Raw genomic sequence first — 21,940 nt, 5'->3', positions numbered from 1 at the left:
GAGTGTCCGGATGGCCACCGCAGTCTTTCTCGGCTTTCTCGCTTTCTCGCTCTACCTGGCGATCCGTTCGAAAAAGGGACGTGGTCCGCAAAGCGTGCATGACTTCTTCGTGGCGTCGCGGCAATTCGGCGCCTACCTCGTGTTCTTCCTCGCGGCCGGCGAGATCTACAGCATCGGCACGATGGTCGGCTTTCCGGGCGGCATCTATGCCAAAGGACCGACCTACGGCGTCTGGTTTCTCGGCTACATTCTGCTGGCCTATCCCGTCGGCTATTTCATCGGTCCGAAGATCTGGCAAGCCGGCAAGCGCTATAACGCGATCACCCTGCCCGATCTGTTCAAAGGACATTTTCAGAGCCGCTCGCTCGAACTGATCGTCGCGGGCTCGGCGATCGTCTTTCTGCTTCCGTGGGGGCAGTTGCAGTTCACCGGACTCGTGGCCGCATTGAACGGTCTCGGCTGGAACTTCAAACCGCTGTATCTGATCCTGTTTGCGGCGTTGCTCGCGTTCACCTATATCGCGATCGCCGGCGTGCGCGCATCGGCGTATATCGCCGTGCTGAAGGATATCCTGATGGTCGTCGCGATCGTCGTCACCGGTGTCGCTGTCTCGATGGAAGTCGGCGTGACCGAAGTGTTTCATGCGGCCAGCCTGCATGTGAGCAACCGGATGAATTCGCATCAGTTGACCTTCTCGATGAGCACCATGCTGTTCCAGTCGCTCGGCTTCTACGTCATGCCGTTCGCGGTGCAGAACTTCTTTACCGCGAAAAGCGCGAACACCATTCGCCGCACGCAGGTCGCCATGCCGCTGTACATGCTGATGTATCCGTTTCTCGTGGTCGCGTCGTACTATGCGATCAGTCAGAACCTGCATCTCGCGTCGCCCAATGAAGCATTCTTCGCTGCCGCGATCCGCCTGTTGCCGGGCTGGCTGCTCGGGCTCGTCGCCGCCGGCGCGTCGCTCTCCGGCTTGCTCGTGCTGGCCGGCATCTGTCTCGCGATCGGCCCGATCGTCACGCGCAATCTCCTGCCGGGCATGCCGGAAGCCCGCCAGAAGACGAGCGCGAAAGTGGTGATCGTGCTGTACCTGCTGGTGTCGATCGTGATGACGCTGCTCACGCCGAATCTGATGCTCACGCTGATCAACACCACGTATTACGGCGTGACGCAGTTCTTCCCCGGCGTGATGGTCGTGCTGTTCGGATTGCGCGTGCGGCCGTCCGCCATCGCGTCCGGCATGTTGACCGGGCAGGTTCTCGCGATCATCCTGTACGTATTGCAGATCGACCTGGGCGGCTTCAATCTGGGACTGGTATGCCTCGGCGTGAATCTGCTGGTGCTGACGGCGGTGAACCTCACCGCGAAACCGAGCCGCGCGCACGCGCTCGGTTGAAACCGAGCTGAACGAACTTCAATCACTGCACTATGACTCGACGAGAAGAGCAGCACCCGACACAAGTGTTCGTTGCGAAGAAGATCGTGACGATGAATCCCATGCAACCCTATGCGACGCACGTCGCGATTCGCGACGGCAAGATCCTCTCGGTAGGCGGCGCTGACGACGTGAAGCAATGGGGCGACGCGGAAATCGTCGATACGTTCAGCGACAAAGTGCTGATGCCGGGGTTTGTCGAAGGCCATTGCCATCTGATGGAAGGCGCGATGTGGGACGCCGTCTATGTCGGCTACTACGACCGCCGCGGCCCCGACGGCCGGCGCTGGCCCGGCCTGACGACGCTGGACGCCGTGATCGAGCGGCTGAAGGCGGCCCAGGCGGAGATGACCTCGGCCGATGCTCCGTTGCTCGCGTGGGGCTTCGATCCGATCTTCTTCGGCACCCAGCGCCTGAGCGTGCGCGAGCTGGACACGGTGTCGGCCAAGCGGCCCATCGTGATCCTGCATGCGAGCGTGCACCTGATGAACGTCAATTCGGCGATGCTGTCTCTTGCGGGCATCGACGAGGAAACGGATATCGACGGCATCGACAAGGACGAGAGCGGACAGCCGACCGGCGAGTTGCAGGAGTTCGCCGCGATGTTCCCGGTCTACCGCGTGATCGGCGCCGGCCTCTCGATCGCCGCGAGCGAAAGCACGAAGGCCATCTGGAATTTCGGCCGGATCGCGCAACTCGCCGGCGTGACGACCGCGACCGACCTGGTCAATGACTTCTCCGAACTGGGCAACCGCAACCTGCGCGAAGTCACCGCCAACGAGGATTTTCCGGTGCGCATCGTGCCCGCCTTCGCACCGCAACGCAGTCCCGAAGGCGGCGCGCAACAAGTGCTCTCCGCGATGGAAACCGCGACGCCGAAGCTGCACTTCGGGCCCGTCAAGTTCATCGTCGACGGATCGATTCAGGGCTTCACCGCGCGCCTGAAATGGCCCGGCTATCTGAACGGCAAGCCCAATGGCTTGTGGCTGATTCCGCCGAGCCAGTTCGTCGACGTGTTCACGCCATTTCACGAAGCCGGCCTGCAACTGCACGTGCACACCAACGGCAACGAGGCGACCGAACTCGTGCTCGATGCCTTCGAGCGGCTTCTCACGCTCCATCCGCGACGCGATCATCGGCATACGCTGCAGCACTGCCAGATGGCGGACGCCAGCCAGCTCGCGCGGGCGGCGAGCCTCGGGCTGTGCATCAATTTCTTCTCGAACCACATCTACTACTGGGGCGACGCGCACTATACGCAAACCATGGGCGCGGATCGCGCGAATCGCATGAACGCGGCGGAGTCGGCGCGCCGCCTGGGCATTCCGTTCGCCTTTCATTCCGATGCGCCCATCACGCCGCTCAATCCACTCTTCACCGCATGGTGCGCGTCGCAGCGCGAAACCGCGTCGGGCCGCGTGCTCGGCGCCAATGAACGCGTGCCGGTTGCCGACGCGTTGCGCGCGATCACGCTCGGTGCAGCCTACACGCTCAAGCTGGACCATCTGGTGGGCAGTATCGAAGTCGGCAAATTCGCGGACTTCGCGGTGCTCGCCGAAGACCCGGCCGAGGTCGCGCCGCAGCGTCTCAAGGATCTGGAAGTGTGGGGCACGGTACTCGGCGGACGCATCTTCCAGGCGCCGGCGGGATGAGTGCGATTCCGCTCGTCGTCATCGGCGGCTATCTCGGCGCGGGAAAGACGACACTGCTCAACCATATTCTGAGCAACGCCGGATCGCGGCGCATCACGGTGCTCGTCAACGACTTCGGCTCGATCAATATCGATGCTTCGCTGATTCGCCAGCGCACCGACGACGTGATCAATCTTGAGAATGGCTGCGTGTGCTGCTCGATCGGCGGCCGGCTGGTCGAAGCGCTGCTTGCCGTGAGTTCGCGCAGCGACGCGCCGGATCTGCTGATCATCGAGGCTAGCGGCGTGTCCGACCCGGTGCGTATCGCGCAGATCGGCTTGCTCGATCGCGCGTTTCGTCTGGACGGCATCGTCGTGCTGGTGGACGCGGAACGCGTCGAAGAGACGCTGGCCGATCCTTATGTCGGCGACATCGCGCAGCGGCAGATTGCGGGTGCCACGGCCATCGTGCTGAACAAGATGGATCTGCTCAGCGAGCCTTCGCGCGAGGCTGTCAAAGCGCGTGTCGAAGCGCTTGCGAATAGCCGTGTCATCGTGCAAGCGACGCACGCAGCCGTGCCGCTCGGTCTGATCTTCGACCGGCATGTGCTGCCCGCGCGCAACACCGGCGCACAGCCGCTCTCCGCTTCTCCCACGCCGCGCGATTTGTGCAGCTTTTCGTTTGCCACCGACGCGTGCCTGAGCCGCAAGAAGCTGAAGGAAGCGCTGCGGAGTTTTTCGGCGAAGCTGCTGCGCGCGAAAGGCTTCGTGCGTCTGGAAAGCGACGGCGCGGTGCATGAGTTGCATGTGGTCGGCAATCGCGTCGTGCTCAGCGCGTCGTCGGCCCGCGCTTGCGCGGAATCGCAGATCGTTCTGATCGGCATGTTCGATCGCCAAGACGAGTTGCACGCGCGAGCGGCGCTCAAGGCCGCTGAAATCGGGCAATGATCTCGGGCCGCTGACCCGAATGCCGGAAAGCTAGCGCCGCAACTCCGAAACAATCTTCTCCGCCAGAAAATCGCACGGCGGACGATTCGAAGCCGTGCTGCGCGCGAGCACCATTTCCAACGCGGTGATCTCGGGCAAGCCGTGCGCACGTCCAAGCAGCGTGAAGTGTGCCGGCACCGCGCATCGCGCGAGCGGAACAATCGCCAACCCCGCTTCGGCCATCGACAGCAGGCCCAGCAGACTCGGACTCTCATACGAGGTGCGGTAGGGAATCTTCGCCCGCTCCAGGCTGCGAATTGCGTTCTCGCGTGCGACGCTGCCCGGCAGGAACACGGCGATCGGCAATGGCCGCTCGCGCCATATTTCATCGGCACTCGGCGCCGCCGCCCATTCCATCGGCTCAAGCCGGATGAATTCGCCTGACAAGCCCTTGACCCGCGTCGCGCATACGAGATCGACCGAGCCGTCCTTCACCATCGGCGCGAGTGCGACGCTCGGCAAACCGACGACCTGAATCTCCACCTTCGGATAGGTCGCGGAAAACTTCTTGAGGATCGGCGGCAGCAGCGACGACGCGTAGTCGTCCGGCACACCGATGCTCACGCGCCCGGTCACGTCCGGCCGGACCACCGCCGCCCACGCCTCGTCGCGCAATGCGAGCATGCGGCGAGCGTACGTCAGCAGCACTTCGCCGTCCTGCGTCGGGACCACGTTTCTCGGCTTGCGCACGAACAGCGGCTTGCCCAGCGCGGTCTCGAGCGTCTTGATCTGCATGCTCACCGCCGATTGCGAACGATGCACGACTTCCGCCGCCCGGCTGATGTTGCCGGTGTCGGCGACGGCGACGATCATGGTCATCACGTCCAGGTCGAGGGCTTTCAATGGGTCTGGTATCAGAAAAGTAGATAGATTCGATCAATATTACGCGATTTTCTAAAGTAGCGACATGGGGCATAGTGGCCGCAAAGGAGCCAGTCCATGAACGCCCGTACCGACCTCTCAGTGCTTGCCGTACCCGAACTGTCGTTTGCGACCATTGCATCGGGCATCTGCGTGCCGTACGTCGAGTGCGGAGAAGGCGAGCCGCTCGTGTTCGTGCACGGCTCGCTGTGCGACTATCGTTACTGGAATGCCCAGACCGCCGCGCTCTCGCAGCATTTCCGCTGCATCTCGGTGAGCCTGAGCCACTACTGGCCGGCGAGCGAGGCGTGCATCCAGGGCGAGTTCGGCTGGCAGACGCACGTCGCCGAGCTGGCCGAGTTCATCGAGGCGATCGACCTCGGGCCCGTCCATCTGGTCGGCCATTCGCGCGGCGGCTGCGTGGCGTTTCATGTCGCGCGCGACTATCCGCGGCTCGTGAAGACGCTGACGCTCGCGGACCCGGGCGGTCCGCTGCAGATCGACGGCATGCCGGACGCGACGCTGCCGGCCACGACCAATGTGCTGCGTGCGCGCGTCGCTGAACTCATCGAGAGCCAGCAGATCGATGCGGGTCTGGAGCTTTTCGTCGATTCGGTGAGCGTGCCCGGATCGTGGCGCAAGAGCCCGGTTGCATTCCGCACCATGGCGATCGACAACGCGGGCACGCTGCCCAAGCAGCTCCGCGATCCGTTGCCCGCTTATTCCCGCGAAACCGCGCGCGGCGTGCAGTGCCGGACGCTGCTGATCGACGGGCAGCGCAGCCCGCGCATGTTCCGCAACAACGTCGAAAAGCTCGCGGAATGGATCGACTATGCGGAGCGGCAAACCATCGCCGGCGCGTCGCACGGCATGAATGTGTCGAACGCCGGCGCTTTTAACCGGCTCGTGCAGGCATTCGTCAGCTTCTGATTCCGGCGTTTCGGTTCAGCATTCGGCATTCAGCATTCGCGGCAAGATCGCCGGGAAGGTCAGAGGTCGAAGGTGCCGCGATATTGCTCGTCGGCATCCGAACGCGTATTGATTTCGACAAGCACGCCGCCGGGTACCTCGCAGAAAAATCGCGAGCCGCGTTCATGCTTGAAGACGCCGGTTTTCATCACGACACCCGCGGCGGCCATCCGCTCGTAAAGCCCGCGAACCTCGTCGAGGGACGCCAGTTCGAAGCCGATGTGAAAGTTGTGAGGCCATTGCACCGGATGGTCGGCATCATCGATCACGATGTCGAATCCGGGGCGTTTCAGAAGCCAGCTCGTCCCTCGCGCGGCAACCGTACAGCCTAGATGATCCTCGAAGAAGGTGGCGGTGGCGCTCACATCGGATGAAGGGAAGCTCACGTGATTGAGCTTCATGGCGTTCGTGATATCGGTCATGTCGATCTCCGTTGAATCGGATCGCTCGTTGCGTTCCGTACGGAGGATATTACGAGTAAAAGCTCACATTCAATACTCGCATAACCGTGCCCATGCCATGGGTCGCGCAGGCCCGCGCCACGGGCGTTTCCGGCTGTGCAACGCTGGCTTGCGCGCGGTTTGCTCGCGTTTCGTACCGGTTGCTGCGACTACCTCGGTTCCAGGAGATGCTCGCGCTGTCGGGGTAGACGACCGGTTGGGATTGCTTCGTGATTGTCCGGTCGACACGACCGTTGCGTTCGTACTATCGTCTTGATCAAGCATGCACACGTCGCTTGATCGAGCGGCCCGGCTCGCACCGAGCGCGTTCGCGTCGCTTTGAGTATGCTTGTGCATGACGCTTCACGGCGCGGCCTTCAACTTGCTGACGCACCGGGAAGTCTTCGACCACCCTGACACGTAAAGGAGTCTCGAATGTCGATTGAAAAAGTCTTGTACCGTGCTCATGCGCACGTCACCGGCGGGCGCGACGGGCGTGCGACGGTTCCCGAGAGCAACCTCGATCTCAAGCTGACCACGCCGAAGGAGCTCGGCGGCGGAGGCGGCGACGGAACCAACCCCGAGCAACTCTTCGCGGCGGGATATAGCGCGTGCTTCATCGGCGCGTTGAGGGCGGTCAGCGCGCGCGAGAAGATCACGTTGCCAAAGGACGTCGCCATTGACGGCAGCGTCGGCATCGGACAGATCCCCAATGGCTTCGGCATCGAAGTCGAACTGAAAATCTCGCTGCCGGGCATGGACCGCGCAGAGGCGCAAGCGCTGATCGACAAGGCGCATGTGGTCTGTCCTTATTCGAACGCGACGCGCAACAACATCGACGTCAAGCTGACGCTGGTCTAAGCCGCACGTCAACACGCGCTTTTTGTGCAAGCAGCGGATGCCGTGTCGCGTAGAGCGGCACGGCATCCGCTGCATTCTTTCGTCGTCCTCGATCGGGTGACAGAATTGTCACTTGCCAAGCAATCAGACTACCACCCGATCCTTGTCGTGGAACTGCTGCATCCAGTAAGGATAAGGCAGGTGCGGCTGCGAAACCTGATTCAGACGTTCGGTCTGCGCCGCGTTCAACGCGATCTGCTGAGCGTCGAGGTTAGCGGCGAGTTGCTCTGGCGTGCGCGCGCCCACAATGACAGAACAGACTTCACGGCGTGCCAGAATCCACGCCAATGCCACCTGAGCGGGCGACGCGTTCAACTCCGCAGCGATGTCGCACACTACGCGAACGACAGGATCCGCCTTTGCGGGATCGATCGGCGGAAAATTCAGCCTGGTCCGACGCCCGGTTTCGCCGCTGCTTCCCTGCGTGTACTTACCGCTCAGGTATCCGCCCGCGAGCGGACTCCACACCATAAGCGCAACATCGTTCGCCTTTGCCACGGGCGCGATCTCATGCTCGACGTCGCGGCTCGTCAGCGCATAGTGAACCTGATTGCTGACAATGCGGGCCCAGTGCGTGCGCGCGGTAATGCCCTGTGCACGCTCCAGGTCGCCCGCGCTGAAGTTGCAGACCCCGAGGTGGCGCACCTTGCCCTGCCTCACCAGGTCGTCGAGAGCACGCAGCGTTTCTTCCAGCGGAACGAGTTCATCGCGGTCGTGCAACTGAAACAGGTCGATATGATCCCGGCCGATACGCCGAAGACTCGTTTCCACCGACCGCATGATGTGCGAGCGGCCGAGCCCGACGTCGTTGTGGCCGGCTCCTGTGCGCAGCCGGACTTTGGTCGCGACCAGCATGCGCGATTCGTCGAGTCCAAGATCGGCCAGCGCCTGACCGACGACCGCTTCAGATTGCCCTTGCGAATAGGCGTCAGCGGTATCGATCAGATTGATACCGCGCTCGACGGCCATCGCGACAAGCCGCGTGGCCTGGGAACGGTCGAGGCCGGCAATTTCGCCCCAGATGCCGGTACCGGCGCCAAAGGTCATGGCGCCAAGACAAAGACGCGAAATGCGCAGCCCAGACCTGCCGAGTGTGCTGTATTCCATAGCGAATCCCTTGATATGAATCCCTCGATGAACGATGAGCGCGGAGCACCCGGCGACGCGGCATGCTGCACGCGTCACCGGATGCGCCCGCGTTAGCCCGCCTGCGAGACGAGGTCGCGCAGAACGGTTTCCAGTTCCACCTCGCCCTTGACGACGTCGGCTGGATCGCCTTCGAAGGCGATCCAGCCTTCATTGAACCCGTCGAGCATGCGCATACGCGGCAACGGGTCCTTCGTACCTTGGGAGCGGAACAGCTCGCCCCATGTCTCGCGCGGCACCACCTCCGCCCGAACCGGACGACCCAGCCCCCGGGCAAACGCCTCGGCCAGATCGTTCGGGCTCACACGCTGCGGCCCTTCCAATTCGACGACACGCGCGCCGCGCCACGTTTGCTGAAGCAGTTGCGCGGCAACGCGACCAACGTCCGCGGTCGCGACCATCGGCACGGCCTTGTCGAGCGGCTGCAAAAAGCTGGAGATGATCCCGTTGTCGCGGGCCGGCGCGACGTCCCACGCGGCGTTTTCCATGAACCAGCCGGGACGCAGGAATGTCACGGGCATCGGTAAATCGCGCAGCGCCTGTTCCATCAGCGTACGTTGCGTGAGCAGATTGGTCTCGGTGGCCTGCGCGCCGATCGTCGACAGGCAGACCACCTTGCCCGGTGCCGCCGACTGAAGCGCTTCGCGCACGGCGTCAATGACAGCACGTGCCTCGGGAAAGCCCGGCAACGGATCGAACTCGGACGGCGGCAGAATGAACACGCCTTGCATGCCCTCGAAAGCGGCGGCAAGGGACGCCGCGTCGTCCATCTCGGCTGTCACCACTTCACACCCGCGCTCAGCCCACGAACGTGCCCGGGCGGCATCGCGTACCACCGCGCGTACCGGCTGGCCCGCGGCGAGCAACGTGCGCGCCACCGCGCCGCCGACCTTTCCTGTTATCCCTGTGATTGCATACATTGCAGCTTCTCCTTGCATAGACAGATGTGTGCCGCTCCGTGAGCGGGGCTCACGCGCGTTGCAAACCGTGATACAGCCCCTGCTCGAACTGACCGTACAGATCCACCACACGAGGGTCGTAGAACGGCAGAATCTGCGTGAACAGCGTGCCGGCTACCTTCCTGACCGGATCGACCCAGAAATAGCTGTTCAGCAGGCCCGCCCAGCTGATGCTGCCCGCGCTGCGGCCATGCGGACCCGGCTGTGTGTTGATGTCGAAGGAGAGCCCCCACTTGTGAGGCGTCCCGGGAAACTGATCGAAGCTGTTAGACCATGCGGGCTGCGCCGTTTTCATTTCGGTTACCTGAAGATCTCCGATCTGATTCTGGAACATCGTCGCCACGGTGTCGGCACGCAGGATTCGCTCGCCGCGGTACGTCCCACCGTTCATCAGCATCTGGAGAAGCGCCATGTAATCGCGCGGCGTGCTGAATGCACCGCCGCCGCCCATGAAGAACTCGGGCCGCTGGTTGATTTCGAACGGCGCGGGCTTGAGCGATCCGTCGGGTTGCCGGCTGTGCATTGTCGCGACGCGCTGCTTCTGCGCGCCGCTGATCAGAAATCCCGAATTGCTCATGCCGAGCGGCGCGAAAATGTGCTCCCGGAAGTAGACCTCCAACGACTGATCCGTCACTGCCTCGACCAGCTTGCCCACCCAGTCCATGCCGATGCCGTACTGCCAGCGTTCGCCGGGTTCGAACTCCAGCGGTGCCTTGAACGCGCCGTTCATCGAGTAGCCGATATCCGGCATGCCGGTCGCCTTTTCGTACCGGCTGATGTTTTCGCTCCAGATGCTGTACGTGAAGCCGGACGTGTGAGTCAGCAGATGACGCACGGTTATCGCGTTTCGTGCAGGACGCAGTTTCGGCTGTCCCGATGCATCGAAGCCGTCCAGCACCTGCGGCGACTTCAGTTCCGGCAGGATCTCGCCTGCGGGCTGGTCGAGCCGAAGCCGGCCCTGCTCGATGAGTTGCATGCAGGCCGTGGCGGTGATCGCCTTGGTCATCGATAGCAGCCAGAACACCGTGTCGGGCGTCATTGCCGTACCGGCCTGGGGATTGGCATGGCCTGATGCGCCTTCGTAGACGAGGCCGCGCTGCGTGGCGCCCATCGCCACCACACCAGCTACGGTGCCATTGTCGACAGCCTGCCGCAAGGAAAGGTCGATCGTAGCGAAGGCAGGGTTGCGGACCAGAACACGACTACGCGCCTGATGCACCTGCGCGGCCTCGGTTTCGATGCTGGTCAATCCGCCCACTGCGGCGACGGCCAGCAGGCCGGATGCTCGCTTCAACAGGTCGCGGCGGGTGAGTTGAACGGTCATCTCCTACTCCCTGGAAATTGGAATGAACAATGATGGGTGTGATGTGCCGATCAGCGATGTGCGTAGAGCGAATCGAACGGTGCATTCGCGGGGGCCGCCGCTGCGGTGATGCGGTTGCCCGAAGCGGACGAGCCGCTGCGCACACCGCCCACACTGCTGCCGATGATCGACTCGGCGCCCTTCTGCGAGACCACAGCCGCTTCGGCTGCCTGAATGTCGGCGGGGTAATGCGGATCATTGGCGCGGCCGGGCCAGTAGCCCACGCTTTCCAGTTGCACAAGCTCTGCGCGCACCTGCGCACGAGTGACAGTCGAGCTGGACTCCTGCGCGTATCCAGCCACAGGGAAGGCGATGGCGGCCGCGATGGCAAGCGCGAGATGACGGGTATTCATGGCAATGCTCCTTTGAATCGCTGAGGTTGAAACGACCTGTTGGGATGCATTGTGGGCAAACGCGATGAGAAACTAAATGACACGAATGACACTTGTGAAGTGACTGATGGTTACTAATGAGTCATAGTGCGGTTTTTGACGCACGGTGCAGGGCCAGCCGATAACGGCTTGGCATTCGACTGAACGTCTTCGACCATTAAATGACCAGGAAGCAGCGCCCATGAGATCGTCCAGCGAGAATCTCTCCAGCGGTATCAGCGTATTTGCCGCCGTCGTCGATGCGGGAACGTTCGCAGCCGCGTCCGAATTGATGGGTATGTCGCCGCCCGGGGTTAGCCGGGCAATCGCTCGACTCGAAAGGCGGTTGAAAACACGGCTCTTCAATCGGACGACCCGCGCCGTGTCCCTGACCGAAGCGGGCCGGCGGTTCTACGAGCAGGTCATGCCGCACTTGAGGGGCATGGAGGAAGCCGCCGCAGCCGCGGCAGGAGGCGCCGCGACCGTGCGCGGGAAGCTGCGAATCAATCTTGACCCGGTCTTTTCGCGGATCATTCTGGGTCCGAAGCTCGACGAATTCATGGATGCGCATCCTGAACTCGAACTCGAGTTCATTGCGAGAGATCAACTCGGCGACCTCGTCATGGACGGCTTCGATCTGGCCTTGCGCTTCGGCGAACCTCGCTCATCCAGCCTGATCGCGCGAAAGCTCCTCGACACCGCGGTTGTCACCGTCGCATCTCCCTCGTACCTCGCTCGCCGGGGGCGGCCGGCGGAGCCTCAAGAGCTGAGTCGCGGGGAGCACAGGTGTTTGGAATTCCGGAACCCGGATACCGGAAAGCCGTATCCGTGGGAGTTTCATCGCAAGCGCAAAAAGCTCGTTGTCGAAACGAATGGTCGGCTTACGGTGAATGATCCGAGCGCACTCCTCAACGCGTGTGTGGCCGGCGCCGGCGTCGCGCAGATGCTGCTGCTTGGAGCCGAGCCCCTGATCCGGGAGGGCCGGCTCGTCATCCTGTTTCCAGACTGGCCGGATGAGCGCTTCCCGCTCTATGCGTACCATCCGTCGCGGCACCACATGCCGGCCAAGGCAAGGGTATTTCTTGACTTTATCGTCGCTTTGACGAGTACGAGCTAGCAAGTCGAAATAGTCCCATTCGTTCAGATTTTTTCAACCGACGCTCGAGGTTAGCGGTCAAAGCGAATACCTTCTACCTCACGCTTAAGAACACTTAAGGAATCTGGAAGGACGTTCAGTCCGCGCTAGCCTATGATCGCTCGATCCAGGCGAGAACAAGGAGGCGCGTGTGAAATTAAGGGCAACGACCACGGATTTTGGACTGCTGTATTTACGAGTGACCGCGAGCCTGCTCGTCCTCGTAGTTCACGGCTTGCCGAAAGCCATGCACTACGCGAGCCAGGCAGCGGCGATCGAAGATCCGTTTCACCTCGGCCGAACCGTGTCGATTACATTCGCGATTTTCGCGGAAGTCATCTGTCCGCCGCTGATGATCCTCGGGATCGCGACGCGACTCGCTGCGTTGCCGATCCTCATCGTCACGGTGGTCGCGCTGGCCTTCGTCCATCGCGACTGGTCGCTGGCGGAAGGACAGTTCGCATGGATGCTGCTGATTCTGTTCGGCACGATCGCGCTTGCCGGGCCGGGCCAGATCCGTTTTGGCGGCCGAGCGGAGCAGCGCGACGGAACAGCCCGGCAGTAAGCATCGCGTTTCCACTTGTGCCGTTTTCCTCGCGCATCGCCGCTTCACGGCCCCAACAATTTTTTCAGCCGTGCCTCTTCGAAATCGAGTTCCGATTCGATCCGGTGCAGGGTCTTGTCCTTGATCCGGTTCTCGTCGTGCAACTGAAGCAGCGCCGCGCGGCCGGCCTGGACCGCTCGCAGCCCGAGGTTCAGCCGCGTCAGCCGTAAGTGCACGAGCGTTTCGCCGCCCGTGTGCGCACGCACGTTGCTGTCGATACGGTAGCTGTATTCGTCGATCAGCCGCAGCACCACGTCTTCGTTGCCTTTACATTGCGCGAGGTCGATCTGCTTCAGCGCGTCCAGCGACGCCTGAAACGTGAGGGATCGGGCCTGATATTGCGTGAGATATTTCGATTCGGCGGACGCGCGAGCATCGTTGAAACCGACCAGGCGCGCGAGCGGCGCCAGCGTCAGACCTTGCACGAGGACCGTCACGAAGATCACCGCGAATGTCGAGAAAATCAGCAGATCGCGGTCGGCCAGCGACTCGGGCAGCGCCAGTGCAGCGGCGAGACTCACAACGCCGCGCATTCCGGCCCAACCGAGAATCGTCGCCTGCTTGAGGTCCGTTCTGGGCTGGGTGTCACGCGCGCGCGAGAGGAGATATTCGGGCAACGCGATCGCCGCCATCACCCAGACGAACCGCGCGACGATCACAACCGCGACCGTGACGCCGGCCACCACCCACACACGCTCGGGCAGCCACCACGAGAACGTTCGTCCCGCATCGAGCTTTGCCAGCGTACCGGGCAGCGACACGCCGATCAGGATGAACACGAGCGCTTCCAGCACGAAGACGACGACGTCCCACGTGCCGGTGGTTTTCAGACGCGTGGTCGCGTCGAGTGTCATGTGCTGGCACAGTCCAACGATCAGGCCGCACACCACCACCGACAGCACACCGGAGCCATGCAGGCGTTCACCGAGCAGATACGCGGCCCACGCAGCGAGGAAGGTCAGCACGACGGCCAGATGCGTGTCTTCGAGCCAGCCGAGCAGCTTGATCGTTGCCCAGCCGATGAGCGCGCCCGTTGCGATGCCGACGAGCGAAAGCGTCGAAAAGGTGAGGACGGCGTCGCTCGCGCTGAAGGTGCCCGCCGCCAGCGCAACCAGCGCGAAGCGATAGATCACGAGCCCTGACGCGTCGTTGACGAGGCTTTCGCCCTCGAGCACGGTGACCAGCCGCTCCGGCAACGGCAACTCGCCGAGCAGGGCTTTGGCCGCCACCGCATCGGGCGGCGACACGATCGCGCCGAGGGCGACGCACGCGGCCCACGGCAACTGTGGATCGACCCAATGGACGGCGCACCCGACGCACGCAGTCGTGAAAATCACCGACCCGAGCGCCAGCGACGCGATTGGTGCCGTCTCGCGGCGAAACTCTCGCCAGGCGGTATAGAACGCACTGGACATCAGCAGCGGCGGAATCAGCACGACCATGATGACGTCGGGGTCGAACGCAACGACGGGCGCATCGGTTGCGAAGCCGATCGCCGCACCGCCGACCAGCAACACGGCAGCCGACGGCAGATTGAAACGGCTGGCAATGAGCGATAGCACGCACGCGCCGAGCAGTACGAGAAGCAGGCCTTCGAAGAATACGATGTGGTTCATCAGTGGGCGCTCAAGGGTGCGGTGGCGGCCGGCTGTTGCCGAAACCGTTATGCTTGCATATCGTAATGTACAAACATTTTCAGCCGCCCATGAAGCCCGCCTTTGCAAGCCGGCAAAAATACGCCGCGAGACTTCGGCGTTATTTCCTCAGCGCCGCTGACCATAATCGTCCATGCAGGAAAGTCGGAACGAATATAACGCTCCTTCACGGCTCTGAAATCACCGAGTTGTGACGCGATGTCCACGTGATACGAATCCAGTTCGACGAGGTCGCTTTCAGGTAATCGCAGGCGCTCAATCTTCACAAGTCAAGACGCAACCGTGGTCCAACCTCGACAAAACCCGCGGACAGATAGAACGCAAGCGTCCGGCTCCAGCGGGGCTGGGCTGGAGCGCCCACGTCGAGTCGTTTCCATCCGCGTTCCTTGCCGAACCTCGCGGCTTCGCGGACCAGCGCCGCGGCCAATCCACCAGACCGGCATTCCGGTCGGACGTATAGCTCGGTAATCTGTCCGAAGGCCCCTCCCGCGTATATTGCCATTCCTTCTGTCATTAGAAGTACGCCTACGGGACTATCGCCTTCGAGCGCCAGATATCCGAAGCAGCGACTCGTTTTGGTCAGAACGGTTTCAGCGATAGACACTCGGTCCGCGTGTTCAAGTTCGCCATGGTGAAGCTCCACAAGAAGCGCATCCACGAGGTGCGCAACGGAACGTGCATCTGTCGGTGCAACAGGGCGAATATGCATCAACGCAGTCTCCTTTACTATCTCGCGCGGTACCGCCAAAAAGCCGTTGACTTGCCACTCATGCGCGGCAATGCCTCATATAATGGCAACAAGTAGTCATCTTTGAACTGCTCCTTCATTGAAGGCACCATGCCAAAAACTCAGAGTCAGCCACCCGCTGAAGAATCTCCGGACATCGAGGTAGCAGAGAAGCAGACGGACCCTGCAGTGGAGAAAGTGTCCCGTGCTCTGGCTGCACAGATTCATGCTTTCCGAACCTCAGCAGGAATCGCTTCGGGCACCCTCGCGAAAATGGCCGGCATTTCCCATTCGATGCTCTCAAGAATCGAAAAAGGAACGGCCACTCCGTCGATCGAAACGCTTACGCGGTTGGCCAATGCGTTGGGCAAACCTGTATCGCGCTTTTTCGTCGATCAGAGCGAGCGCCACGACTGCTCGTTCGTACCCGCGGGACAAGGCGTGACTGTCGACAGGGAAGGTTCGTCGTACGGCCACATCTATCGGCTCGTTGGCCACGTATTGTCAGGAAATCTCTCCGTGGAGCCGTATGTCGTTACGCTCGACGAAAAGTCCCAGCCGTGGTCAACCCACCAGACAACGGGTATTCAGTTCCTTCACGTACTCGAAGGCAAGATGAAATACCGTTACGCCAATCGGCTCTACGACCTGAAACCCGGCGACAGCCTGCTATTCGACCCGAATGCGGCGCATGGTCCGGAAGAAATCGAAAGCGTGCCGGTCAAATTTCTCGCAGTGTTCTTCAACATCCGCGAATACAGCTAGAAAATAGAGGCCGTAGCCTCTCGCAACCACCCTATCGCACGTACCGGTTTATCGTTGCGACCGCTGCAGTTCTGCGAATTGCTTTGCCACCGCGCTTTCCCGACTGGCGACAATCTCTCCCGCTCCAACGCGCTCGCGCCCGTACACGATCCAGGCGTCATCGGGCGAACCGATCGTGGCATCCACTCGCAGCGTCTCCGGTTGCGAGTCGAAATAGTATCGATAGACCAGCGCGGAATCGCATTCTCCCTTCATCAGTCGCTCGAAAGCCACCGGAATCGAGACTGCGGGAATCCGCCTGGAATACGCGCCGAGGTCGGCGTAGTCATCGGTTGCGGGAGAAACGAGCGAGATGGTTTCCGGCTTGTCCACGTCGTTACGCGTGAGAATCGCCAATGTCTGACTCGGCGAGATGAACGTGTCGACAACGAACCGCTCACGGAAATTCCTGCCCATCACACGAGGGGTATCCGGATGAACCGCGCACTGAATGAGATAGTCGATTTCGTCGGCGTCAAACGCAGCTAGCGCGTCGTCGAAATTATCAAAGAGTTTGACTTCCGCCTCGAGGCCGTGGAATTCGATGTAACGACGCGTCACATACTCGTGGTTCGTTCCAGATGGGCCGAGTGTGCCAAATCTGATTGTGGCCATGCTTTACTCCTGAAGATCTGCGGGATACCGTTTTATTGTGGGCGAAGCGTCTCGACCTCTTTGAAAAGTTCGAGTTCTCGCGCATGGCTAACATGACATATTCATTTGTGAATCATCTGACTGAGGAATCGCCTCGCTCGCTCAGTCCTCGGCGCATCAAAGAAGTGGGCAGGCTCGTTGTCTTCTACGATCTCACCCTGGTCCATGAACAGAATACGGTCGGCCACCGCCCTCGCGAATCCCATCTCATGGGTAACGCAAAGCATGGTCATGCCGTCTTGCGCGAGTAGCGTCAGCGTGTCGAGCACCTCCCTGACCATCTCCGGGTCGAGCGCCGACGTCGGTTCGTCGAGCAGCATGATGGTCGGCGACATGCAGAGCGCTCTTGCGATAGCCACCCGCTGCTGTTGACCGCCGGAAAGCTGGGAAGGGTATTTCCCGGCGTGACTCGCCACGCGAACGCGTTCGAGCATTTCAAGGGCCCGTGCTTCGGCCTCCTTCCGCTTCAAACCACGAACACGCATGGGAGCCAAGGTGCAGTTTGCCAGCACCGTCATGTGAGGGAACAGATTGAAATGCTGAAACACCATGCCGACATCGGCACGTATCATGCGTACGTGTTTCACATTGTCATTGAGCTCGATTCCGTCGACGCGGACATCTCCCGAATCATGCCTCTCCAGTCGATTCACGCAGCGAATCAGTGTCGATTTTCCGGAGCCGGACGGTCCGCACAGAACAATCTTTTCACCTCGCCGGACATTCAGCGAAATAGAATTGAGTACATTGAACTCGCCGAAACTCTTTGAGAGTCCGTTGATAGATATCGCGAATTCATTATTGGGGATCGTATTCATAGCGAAAGTCTTGTGCATTGTCGTGCGACTCAGGTGTCAAGCCGCGTGATTGTCTGAGCGTGGAATGCCTGAGCCGCCGGACTCTCCTTCCAGGCGACAACCTGGCCGTCGGACAACCGCTCACGGCCGTAGACAATCCAGGGGTCGTCGACCGTTCCGATCTGCTCATCGATTCTGAAGCGGGTGGGATTCTCGGTAGCAAGGGACGAGTACGTCAGACCGCTTTCGTACTTGCCCGAGAGGAGCCCATTCGCAACCGAGGCTGTCGATGTCTCCGGAATGAGCGTCAGTCCATCTGTATTGACATAGTCGCGCGTGGCGGGCTGAAGTGCGAGCGTGCGCGGTATCTCGACGTCGACGCGGGTCACTACGGCCATGTCTTTGCTGGAAGAGACGAATGCATCGATGACGAAAAGTTGTTTGCGGTACTTCGCAACGATGTCAGCCGTCGAAGGATGGACTGCAACCTGCACGATATAGTCGGCCTCGCCGTCGATCACCAGTCGTGCGGCCTCGTCAAAGCTCAATACCAGCGCCATCGACGCCCGTCCTTCCAGACCGTGATGTTGAATGTATCGGGCAGTCACGAACTCGTGATTGCTGCCACGTGGTCCAAGTGTCAGAAACCGAAGCAATTTGCGTTTCTCCATTAACTTTTCGTAAGGGACTCGGAGGCATGAGTCCGCCTATCAAGATGCGCCATATGAGGACTAGGTCGCGTGAGCGTCGCCAGAATCTGAAGACTTCAGCATCGCGGCTTGCTTGGGCTTTCGAGCGTTGACGACGTTGACGTCCTTCCCTGTTCTGCGTGCAATGTTCAGTTCGAGAATCCGGAACCCGTGCGAGAGGAAAAACGTCATCGCGAGATAAATCAATCCAGCGGCGACGAAAATCTCATAGGGCGCGTAAGTTTCACTAACCAGCAACTTCGACGTTCCCGTCAATTCCATGATGGTCACGGTCGATGCCAGCGAAGTCGCCTTCAGGTTCAGAATCGTTTCGTTCGCATACGCGGGGATTGCAATCCGAATAGCGATCGGTGCTTTGATGCGCGTGAGTATGGAGGCTCGACTCAACCCCAGCGCCTCGGCAGCTTCGACAATGCCTTTGGGTACGGCAGACAGCGCCCCCATCAGAATGCGCGCCGTGTACGCACCCGAATTCAGGCCCAAAGCAATGACCGCGCAAGTGAATGGGTCACGCAAGAGCGGCCACACCACGGAGTGTCGAATAAAAGAGAACTGTCCGAATCCGTAGTAGAGAAAGAACAATTGCACGAGCGCCGGCGTGCCACGGAATGCGCCGATGTAAAACTTGACGCTACCGCTCAGAACCCTGGACGAGCTCAATCCAACAAGCGCCGTGGGCACGCCCACAATGATGCCGACGACCACGATGGCGACAAACAACTCGAGCGTGATGGGCAAAGCGGCGAGCAGACGCGGAAAGCTCGAAATGAGCAATGAGAAGTCGAACATGCGTCACCTCGCCAATGCGGTCGATGTCTTGCGACGAACCGTGCTAAAGACGTTTGTCAAAGCGAAGCTGAGAACGAAGTACAGCACGCCGGCAATCAGGTAGAAGAAGAACGGGCGATTTGTCGCCTCGACGGCAAAGCCTGTTCTTCGCATCAGGTCTTCCAGACCGACCAGCGAGACAAGCGCAGTTTCTTTCAGCAATACGGTCAACTGATTCCCGAAAGCAGGTACGGCGAGGCGCCACGCCTGTGGTGCAATGACGTGCACAAAGCCCCCTGCGCCCGTCAATCCCAGCGCTGCGGAGGCTTCAAACTGGCCGCGCGGAACTTCCAGAATTGCGCCCCGGAAGATTTCCGTCGCATAGGCGCCGAACACCAATCCCAGCGACACGGCACCCGCCCCGAACGCATTGATTTCAATGGGCCGGCCCAGGACATGAGAAAGGGTTGCGCTGCCGCCGTAATACACAAGGAAAATGACCAGCAGGTCCGGCACACCTCGTATGGTGGTCGTGTAGGCCCCGGCGAACTGCCTGAGAAGCCGCACCGGAGACAGCTTGGCAGCCGCCATTAGTATTCCGATTACCGAGCCGATCGCTGTGGCCGCGAGTGCGACCAGCAGAGTCGTCAGGGCCCCAAGCAGAATGAGTCCGCCATAACCGTTCAGAGTGAAGCTGAGCATGCTGGCTCCCGCGTTACATCAGAGCGAAAGGGAAATACTTCTTTCTGATCTGGTCGTAGGTGCCGTTCGCCATGATTGCGGCCAACGCTGCGTTAATACGATTGCAGAGTTCCGTGTCGTCGAGGCGAACCGCAATTGCGTTCCCGTCCCCGAGCACGCCGCCTTTGAATTCAGGTCCGATGAAGGCGAAGTCCTTCGAGTCAGGCCGTTTGAAGAAGTCGGAATAGAAGGTCGCCTTGTTGCCGATGATGAGATCCACGCGACCTGCGACGAGATCCAGTTCCGGCTGACGGGTGTCGTCATACAGCACGAGTGACGCCGTCTTGTCGTAACCGTTGGCGACGAGCCACTGGTGCTGCGACGAGCCGCGTTGAACGCCGATGCGCTTGCCCTTCAGTGCCGCGGGCGAGACGTCCTTGATGCCGCTGTCTTTTGCCGCGATAAAGCTCGACGTCGTGTCCTTGTACTTGTTGGTGAACAGAACCTGTTTGCGTCGCGCAGGCGTCGTCGACATCGACGCGACGATGGCGTCATATCGATTGGCCTGAAGACCAGGAATGATGCCGTCCCACGCTTGCGCAACGATCTGGCATTTCAGCTTCATCTGTGCGCAAAGGGCATTCGCAATGTCCACGTCGAAGCCCTGAAGCTGGCCGGAGGCGTCTTTAAAGCTCCACGGCGGATAGGTGCCCTCGGTTGCGACTCTCAGCGTGTCGCCGGCCGAAAAGGCCGGCGCTGACATGAGCACTGCTGCGCCCATCAGGGCGCTGACGACCAATCCTCGAAAACGTCGAAACAGGGTGTGTGACATGGCAACTCTCTCGTCGCGATTGCTGCGCCCCGGGTAGTCCGTCGCATTAGAGGTAAAGGTAGTCGGTCGTTAATTTAACGTCAATATTTTACTTTTATGCAAATTCCCTAATCGAGTTTACCCGCAAATCGCCGTTCGGGTAGCGCACCGGCCATCACGGCTCGTAGTTGGATTCAGCCGCGCATTCTCCGCGCAAAACCTCGACGAAGGCCTGCTGCACCGCCGTGCCCAGCCAGTCGGTGCGCACGGTATAGCCGACCGCCCGGCTTGCCTCGGGCGTCTCCAGTTCCAGCGCCACCAGCTCGCGTCCCGGATAGGCGTCGCGGATCTGCGCACGGGATAGCAGCGTGATGCAATCGCTCTCCATCAGCATCGCGAGCATCATTGCGAGCGAACTGGTCTCGAGCACCAGAGGCGGCTTGACGGGCAACTGCCCGAAAATCGAATCGATCACCGCGCGTCGCGGCACGTTGCGCTGAGGCATGACCCAGTCGTAGTCGGCGAGATCGAGAAGCCCGACGGTTTTCCGTTTGGCCAGTCGATGCCCCTTGCGCACAGCCACGACGTAAGGATCGGCAAACAGTTCGGTCTCCTGCACGGAGCCCGTGAGGCGAGGCTCGCGCAAACCACCGACAATGATGTCGATCATGCCGCTGCGCAATTCGTGCAGCAAAAGCGCATGGGAACCCTCTTCGACCGTGACGCGCGCGGCGGGATAGCGCTCGCGCAGCCGTTGAATGGCGCGCGCGACGAGCCGCGACGGCAGCAACGGCAAGACACCGATCGCCACCTTCCCGGTGAGCTGCCCGCGGGCGTATGCCAGATCCTCCCCTGCCTGCGCGATCTCGTAGAGCGCGAGACTCAGACAGCGCGCGAATTCGATCCCCGCGGCGTTCGCCGACACGCTGTGCACGCGCCGCCGGTAAAGCGACACGCCGACGTTCTGCTCGATTTGCCGCGCGGCCCGATGCACCGCCGGCTGTGAAATGCCCAACGACAACGCGGCCTCCGCCGCGGACCCCGCGTTGGCGATGGCGATATGACAGCGCACCTGCGCGTCGGTCAGACGGCGGCAAATCTTGGCCGCGTTTGCCGCCGATTGGCCGCTCAGGCTCGTCACGGCACGCTCCATCTGATCGAGCATGCGGCGCACGCGCCGCTGCAGGATCGCGCCCTCTCCCGTCAATTCGCTGCCGCCGAAACCGCGCTCGAACAGTTGGCCGCCAAAGCTCGCTTCCAGCTTGCTAATGGCGACGCTCACCGCCGGCTGCGTGCGCCCCGCGCGGACCGCCGCCTGCCCGATTCCGCCGGCTTCGCACACCGCGTCGAACAGGAAGAGACGCCTCAATCGCGCCAGATCGTCGTCCGCCGATGCATGTTCGACAGCCTTCATCGCCCCTCCAAACCGGCTATGTGAAAACCCTTAGCTTAACGTAAATTTATGGGCTGGGCCTCACTTCGTATTGAGGGCTCCGGCCACATCGCGCTTACAGTAACGCTCATTCCATTAGA

Annotated in this window: 24 protein-coding genes; 8 read left to right on the top strand and 16 right to left on the bottom strand. The window is 61.2% G+C overall.

The genetic code is table 11. The features are described 5' to 3' along the window. Positions 1 to 10: 10 nt before the first annotated feature. The 3 genes from ACQKRQ_RS02815 to ACQKRQ_RS02805 are packed head-to-tail and all read left to right on the top strand — an operon-like array spanning position 11 to position 4,013. Positions 11 to 1,396 carry a sodium:solute symporter family protein gene (locus ACQKRQ_RS02815; protein ID WP_427474950.1) on the top strand — a complete coding sequence of 462 codons (1,386 nt, stop codon included), beginning with the start codon at positions 11 to 13 and terminating at the stop codon, positions 1,394 to 1,396. 32 nt (positions 1,397 to 1,428) lie between these two features. Beyond that, positions 1,429 to 3,087: an amidohydrolase gene (locus tag ACQKRQ_RS02810; RefSeq protein WP_427474949.1), complete on the top strand. Its 1,659-nt coding sequence runs from the start codon at positions 1,429 to 1,431 to the stop codon at positions 3,085 to 3,087. After that, on the top strand, positions 3,084 to 4,013 hold the full coding sequence (locus ACQKRQ_RS02805; RefSeq protein WP_427474948.1) for a CobW family GTP-binding protein: 930 nt from the start codon (positions 3,084 to 3,086) through the stop codon (positions 4,011 to 4,013). The genes ACQKRQ_RS02810 and ACQKRQ_RS02805 overlap by 4 nt, the downstream gene beginning before the upstream one ends. A gap of 30 nt (positions 4,014 to 4,043) precedes the next feature. Here the strand turns inward: ACQKRQ_RS02805 and ACQKRQ_RS02800 are convergent, their stop codons facing one another. Continuing rightward, on the bottom strand, positions 4,044 to 4,865 hold the full coding sequence (locus ACQKRQ_RS02800; RefSeq protein ID WP_408312319.1) for a LysR substrate-binding domain-containing protein: 822 nt from the start codon (positions 4,863 to 4,865) through the stop codon (positions 4,044 to 4,046). A 126-nt stretch (positions 4,866 to 4,991) separates the two neighbouring features. On the opposite strand from ACQKRQ_RS02800, the gene ACQKRQ_RS02795 reads away from it, so the two are divergent. Continuing rightward, the gene (locus tag ACQKRQ_RS02795; protein ID WP_427474947.1) at positions 4,992 to 5,843 is read left to right on the top strand and encodes an alpha/beta fold hydrolase; all 852 of its coding nucleotides are present in this window, start codon (positions 4,992 to 4,994) and stop codon (positions 5,841 to 5,843) included. A 59-nt stretch (positions 5,844 to 5,902) separates the two neighbouring features. Here the strand turns inward: ACQKRQ_RS02795 and ACQKRQ_RS02790 are convergent, their stop codons facing one another. Next, entirely contained in the window at positions 5,903 to 6,304 is a 402-nt protein-coding gene (locus tag ACQKRQ_RS02790; RefSeq protein ID WP_427474946.1) for a VOC family protein, read from the bottom strand. 453 nt (positions 6,305 to 6,757) lie between these two features. Here ACQKRQ_RS02790 and ACQKRQ_RS02785 point away from each other — a divergent pair, with 453 nt between their 5' ends. Further along, a complete protein-coding gene (locus ACQKRQ_RS02785) occupies positions 6,758 to 7,183 on the top strand; it encodes an organic hydroperoxide resistance protein (RefSeq protein WP_132378002.1) in 426 nt (141 codons plus the stop codon). Between the two features lie 123 nt (positions 7,184 to 7,306). Here ACQKRQ_RS02785 and ACQKRQ_RS02780 read toward each other — a convergent pair whose 3' ends face one another. The 4 genes from ACQKRQ_RS02780 to ACQKRQ_RS02765 form a co-directional block, all read right to left on the bottom strand. Then, on the bottom strand, positions 7,307 to 8,329 hold the full coding sequence (locus tag ACQKRQ_RS02780; protein WP_427474945.1) for an aldo/keto reductase: 1,023 nt from the start codon (positions 8,327 to 8,329) through the stop codon (positions 7,307 to 7,309). Between the two features lie 92 nt (positions 8,330 to 8,421). After that, positions 8,422 to 9,288, bottom strand: a complete 867-nt coding sequence (locus ACQKRQ_RS02775) for an NmrA family NAD(P)-binding protein (protein ID WP_427474944.1) — start codon at positions 9,286 to 9,288, stop codon at positions 8,422 to 8,424. 49 nt (positions 9,289 to 9,337) lie between these two features. After that, positions 9,338 to 10,651 carry a serine hydrolase domain-containing protein gene (locus tag ACQKRQ_RS02770; RefSeq protein WP_427474943.1) on the bottom strand — a complete coding sequence of 438 codons (1,314 nt, stop codon included), beginning with the start codon at positions 10,649 to 10,651 and terminating at the stop codon, positions 9,338 to 9,340. Positions 10,652 to 10,701: 50 nt separating this feature from the next. Beyond that, positions 10,702 to 11,043 (bottom strand): DUF4148 domain-containing protein, encoded by a 342-nt coding sequence (locus tag ACQKRQ_RS02765; protein WP_427474942.1) that lies wholly within the window; start codon positions 11,041 to 11,043, stop codon positions 10,702 to 10,704. A gap of 220 nt (positions 11,044 to 11,263) precedes the next feature. Here ACQKRQ_RS02765 and ACQKRQ_RS02760 point away from each other — a divergent pair, with 220 nt between their 5' ends. Together ACQKRQ_RS02760 and ACQKRQ_RS02755 are read left to right on the top strand one after the other, a co-directional pair. After that, positions 11,264 to 12,178: a LysR family transcriptional regulator gene (locus ACQKRQ_RS02760; protein WP_427474941.1), complete on the top strand. Its 915-nt coding sequence runs from the start codon at positions 11,264 to 11,266 to the stop codon at positions 12,176 to 12,178. Positions 12,179 to 12,347: 169 nt separating this feature from the next. Next, positions 12,348 to 12,761: a DoxX family protein gene (locus tag ACQKRQ_RS02755; protein WP_427474940.1), complete on the top strand. Its 414-nt coding sequence runs from the start codon at positions 12,348 to 12,350 to the stop codon at positions 12,759 to 12,761. A gap of 44 nt (positions 12,762 to 12,805) precedes the next feature. Here ACQKRQ_RS02755 and ACQKRQ_RS02750 read toward each other — a convergent pair whose 3' ends face one another. Genes ACQKRQ_RS02750 through ACQKRQ_RS02740 form a run of 3 tightly spaced genes read right to left on the bottom strand, consistent with a single transcriptional unit; the run spans position 12,806 to position 15,164 of the window. Further along, positions 12,806 to 14,416 (bottom strand): Na+/H+ antiporter, encoded by a 1,611-nt coding sequence (locus tag ACQKRQ_RS02750; RefSeq protein ID WP_427474939.1) that lies wholly within the window; start codon positions 14,414 to 14,416, stop codon positions 12,806 to 12,808. A 47-nt stretch (positions 14,417 to 14,463) separates the two neighbouring features. Beyond that, complete coding sequence (locus ACQKRQ_RS02745) at positions 14,464 to 14,721, bottom strand: hypothetical protein (RefSeq protein ID WP_427474938.1); 258 nt, start codon at positions 14,719 to 14,721, stop codon at positions 14,464 to 14,466. Continuing rightward, positions 14,718 to 15,164, bottom strand: coding sequence for a GNAT family N-acetyltransferase (locus tag ACQKRQ_RS02740; protein ID WP_427474937.1), 447 nt, complete (start codon positions 15,162 to 15,164; stop codon positions 14,718 to 14,720). The genes ACQKRQ_RS02745 and ACQKRQ_RS02740 overlap by 4 nt, the downstream gene beginning before the upstream one ends. A 102-nt stretch (positions 15,165 to 15,266) precedes the next feature. Here ACQKRQ_RS02740 and ACQKRQ_RS02735 point away from each other — a divergent pair, with 102 nt between their 5' ends. Next, positions 15,267 to 15,947 carry a helix-turn-helix domain-containing protein gene (locus tag ACQKRQ_RS02735; RefSeq protein WP_408311991.1) on the top strand — a complete coding sequence of 227 codons (681 nt, stop codon included), beginning with the start codon at positions 15,267 to 15,269 and terminating at the stop codon, positions 15,945 to 15,947. A gap of 48 nt (positions 15,948 to 15,995) precedes the next feature. Here the strand turns inward: ACQKRQ_RS02735 and ACQKRQ_RS02730 are convergent, their stop codons facing one another. From ACQKRQ_RS02730 to ACQKRQ_RS02700, 7 genes are all read right to left on the bottom strand, one after another. Then, positions 15,996 to 16,601, bottom strand: coding sequence for a hypothetical protein (locus ACQKRQ_RS02730; RefSeq protein WP_427474936.1), 606 nt, complete (start codon positions 16,599 to 16,601; stop codon positions 15,996 to 15,998). A 101-nt stretch (positions 16,602 to 16,702) separates the two neighbouring features. Then, positions 16,703 to 17,458, bottom strand: a complete 756-nt coding sequence (locus ACQKRQ_RS02725; protein WP_427474935.1) for an amino acid ABC transporter ATP-binding protein — start codon at positions 17,456 to 17,458, stop codon at positions 16,703 to 16,705. Between the two features lie 29 nt (positions 17,459 to 17,487). Next, positions 17,488 to 18,108: a hypothetical protein gene (locus ACQKRQ_RS02720; protein ID WP_427474934.1), complete on the bottom strand. Its 621-nt coding sequence runs from the start codon at positions 18,106 to 18,108 to the stop codon at positions 17,488 to 17,490. 60 nt (positions 18,109 to 18,168) lie between these two features. After that, positions 18,169 to 18,936 carry an ABC transporter permease gene (locus ACQKRQ_RS02715; RefSeq protein WP_427474933.1) on the bottom strand — a complete coding sequence of 256 codons (768 nt, stop codon included), beginning with the start codon at positions 18,934 to 18,936 and terminating at the stop codon, positions 18,169 to 18,171. Between the two features lie 3 nt (positions 18,937 to 18,939). Next, on the bottom strand, positions 18,940 to 19,617 hold the full coding sequence (locus tag ACQKRQ_RS02710; RefSeq protein ID WP_427474932.1) for an ABC transporter permease: 678 nt from the start codon (positions 19,615 to 19,617) through the stop codon (positions 18,940 to 18,942). Between the two features lie 13 nt (positions 19,618 to 19,630). Further along, positions 19,631 to 20,359 carry a transporter substrate-binding domain-containing protein gene (locus ACQKRQ_RS02705; protein WP_427474931.1) on the bottom strand — a complete coding sequence of 243 codons (729 nt, stop codon included), beginning with the start codon at positions 20,357 to 20,359 and terminating at the stop codon, positions 19,631 to 19,633. 223 nt (positions 20,360 to 20,582) lie between these two features. Next, positions 20,583 to 21,821, bottom strand: coding sequence for a LysR family transcriptional regulator (locus tag ACQKRQ_RS02700; protein ID WP_132378018.1), 1,239 nt, complete (start codon positions 21,819 to 21,821; stop codon positions 20,583 to 20,585). Between the last annotated feature and the right edge of the window lie 119 nt (positions 21,822 to 21,940).

Source organism: Paraburkholderia sp. NPDC080076, assembly GCF_050281145.1.
Taxonomy (GTDB): Bacteria; Pseudomonadota; Gammaproteobacteria; order Burkholderiales; family Burkholderiaceae; genus Paraburkholderia.
The sequence above is the reverse complement of the archived record's forward strand: the minus strand, read 5'-3'. Positions and strand labels throughout refer to the sequence as shown.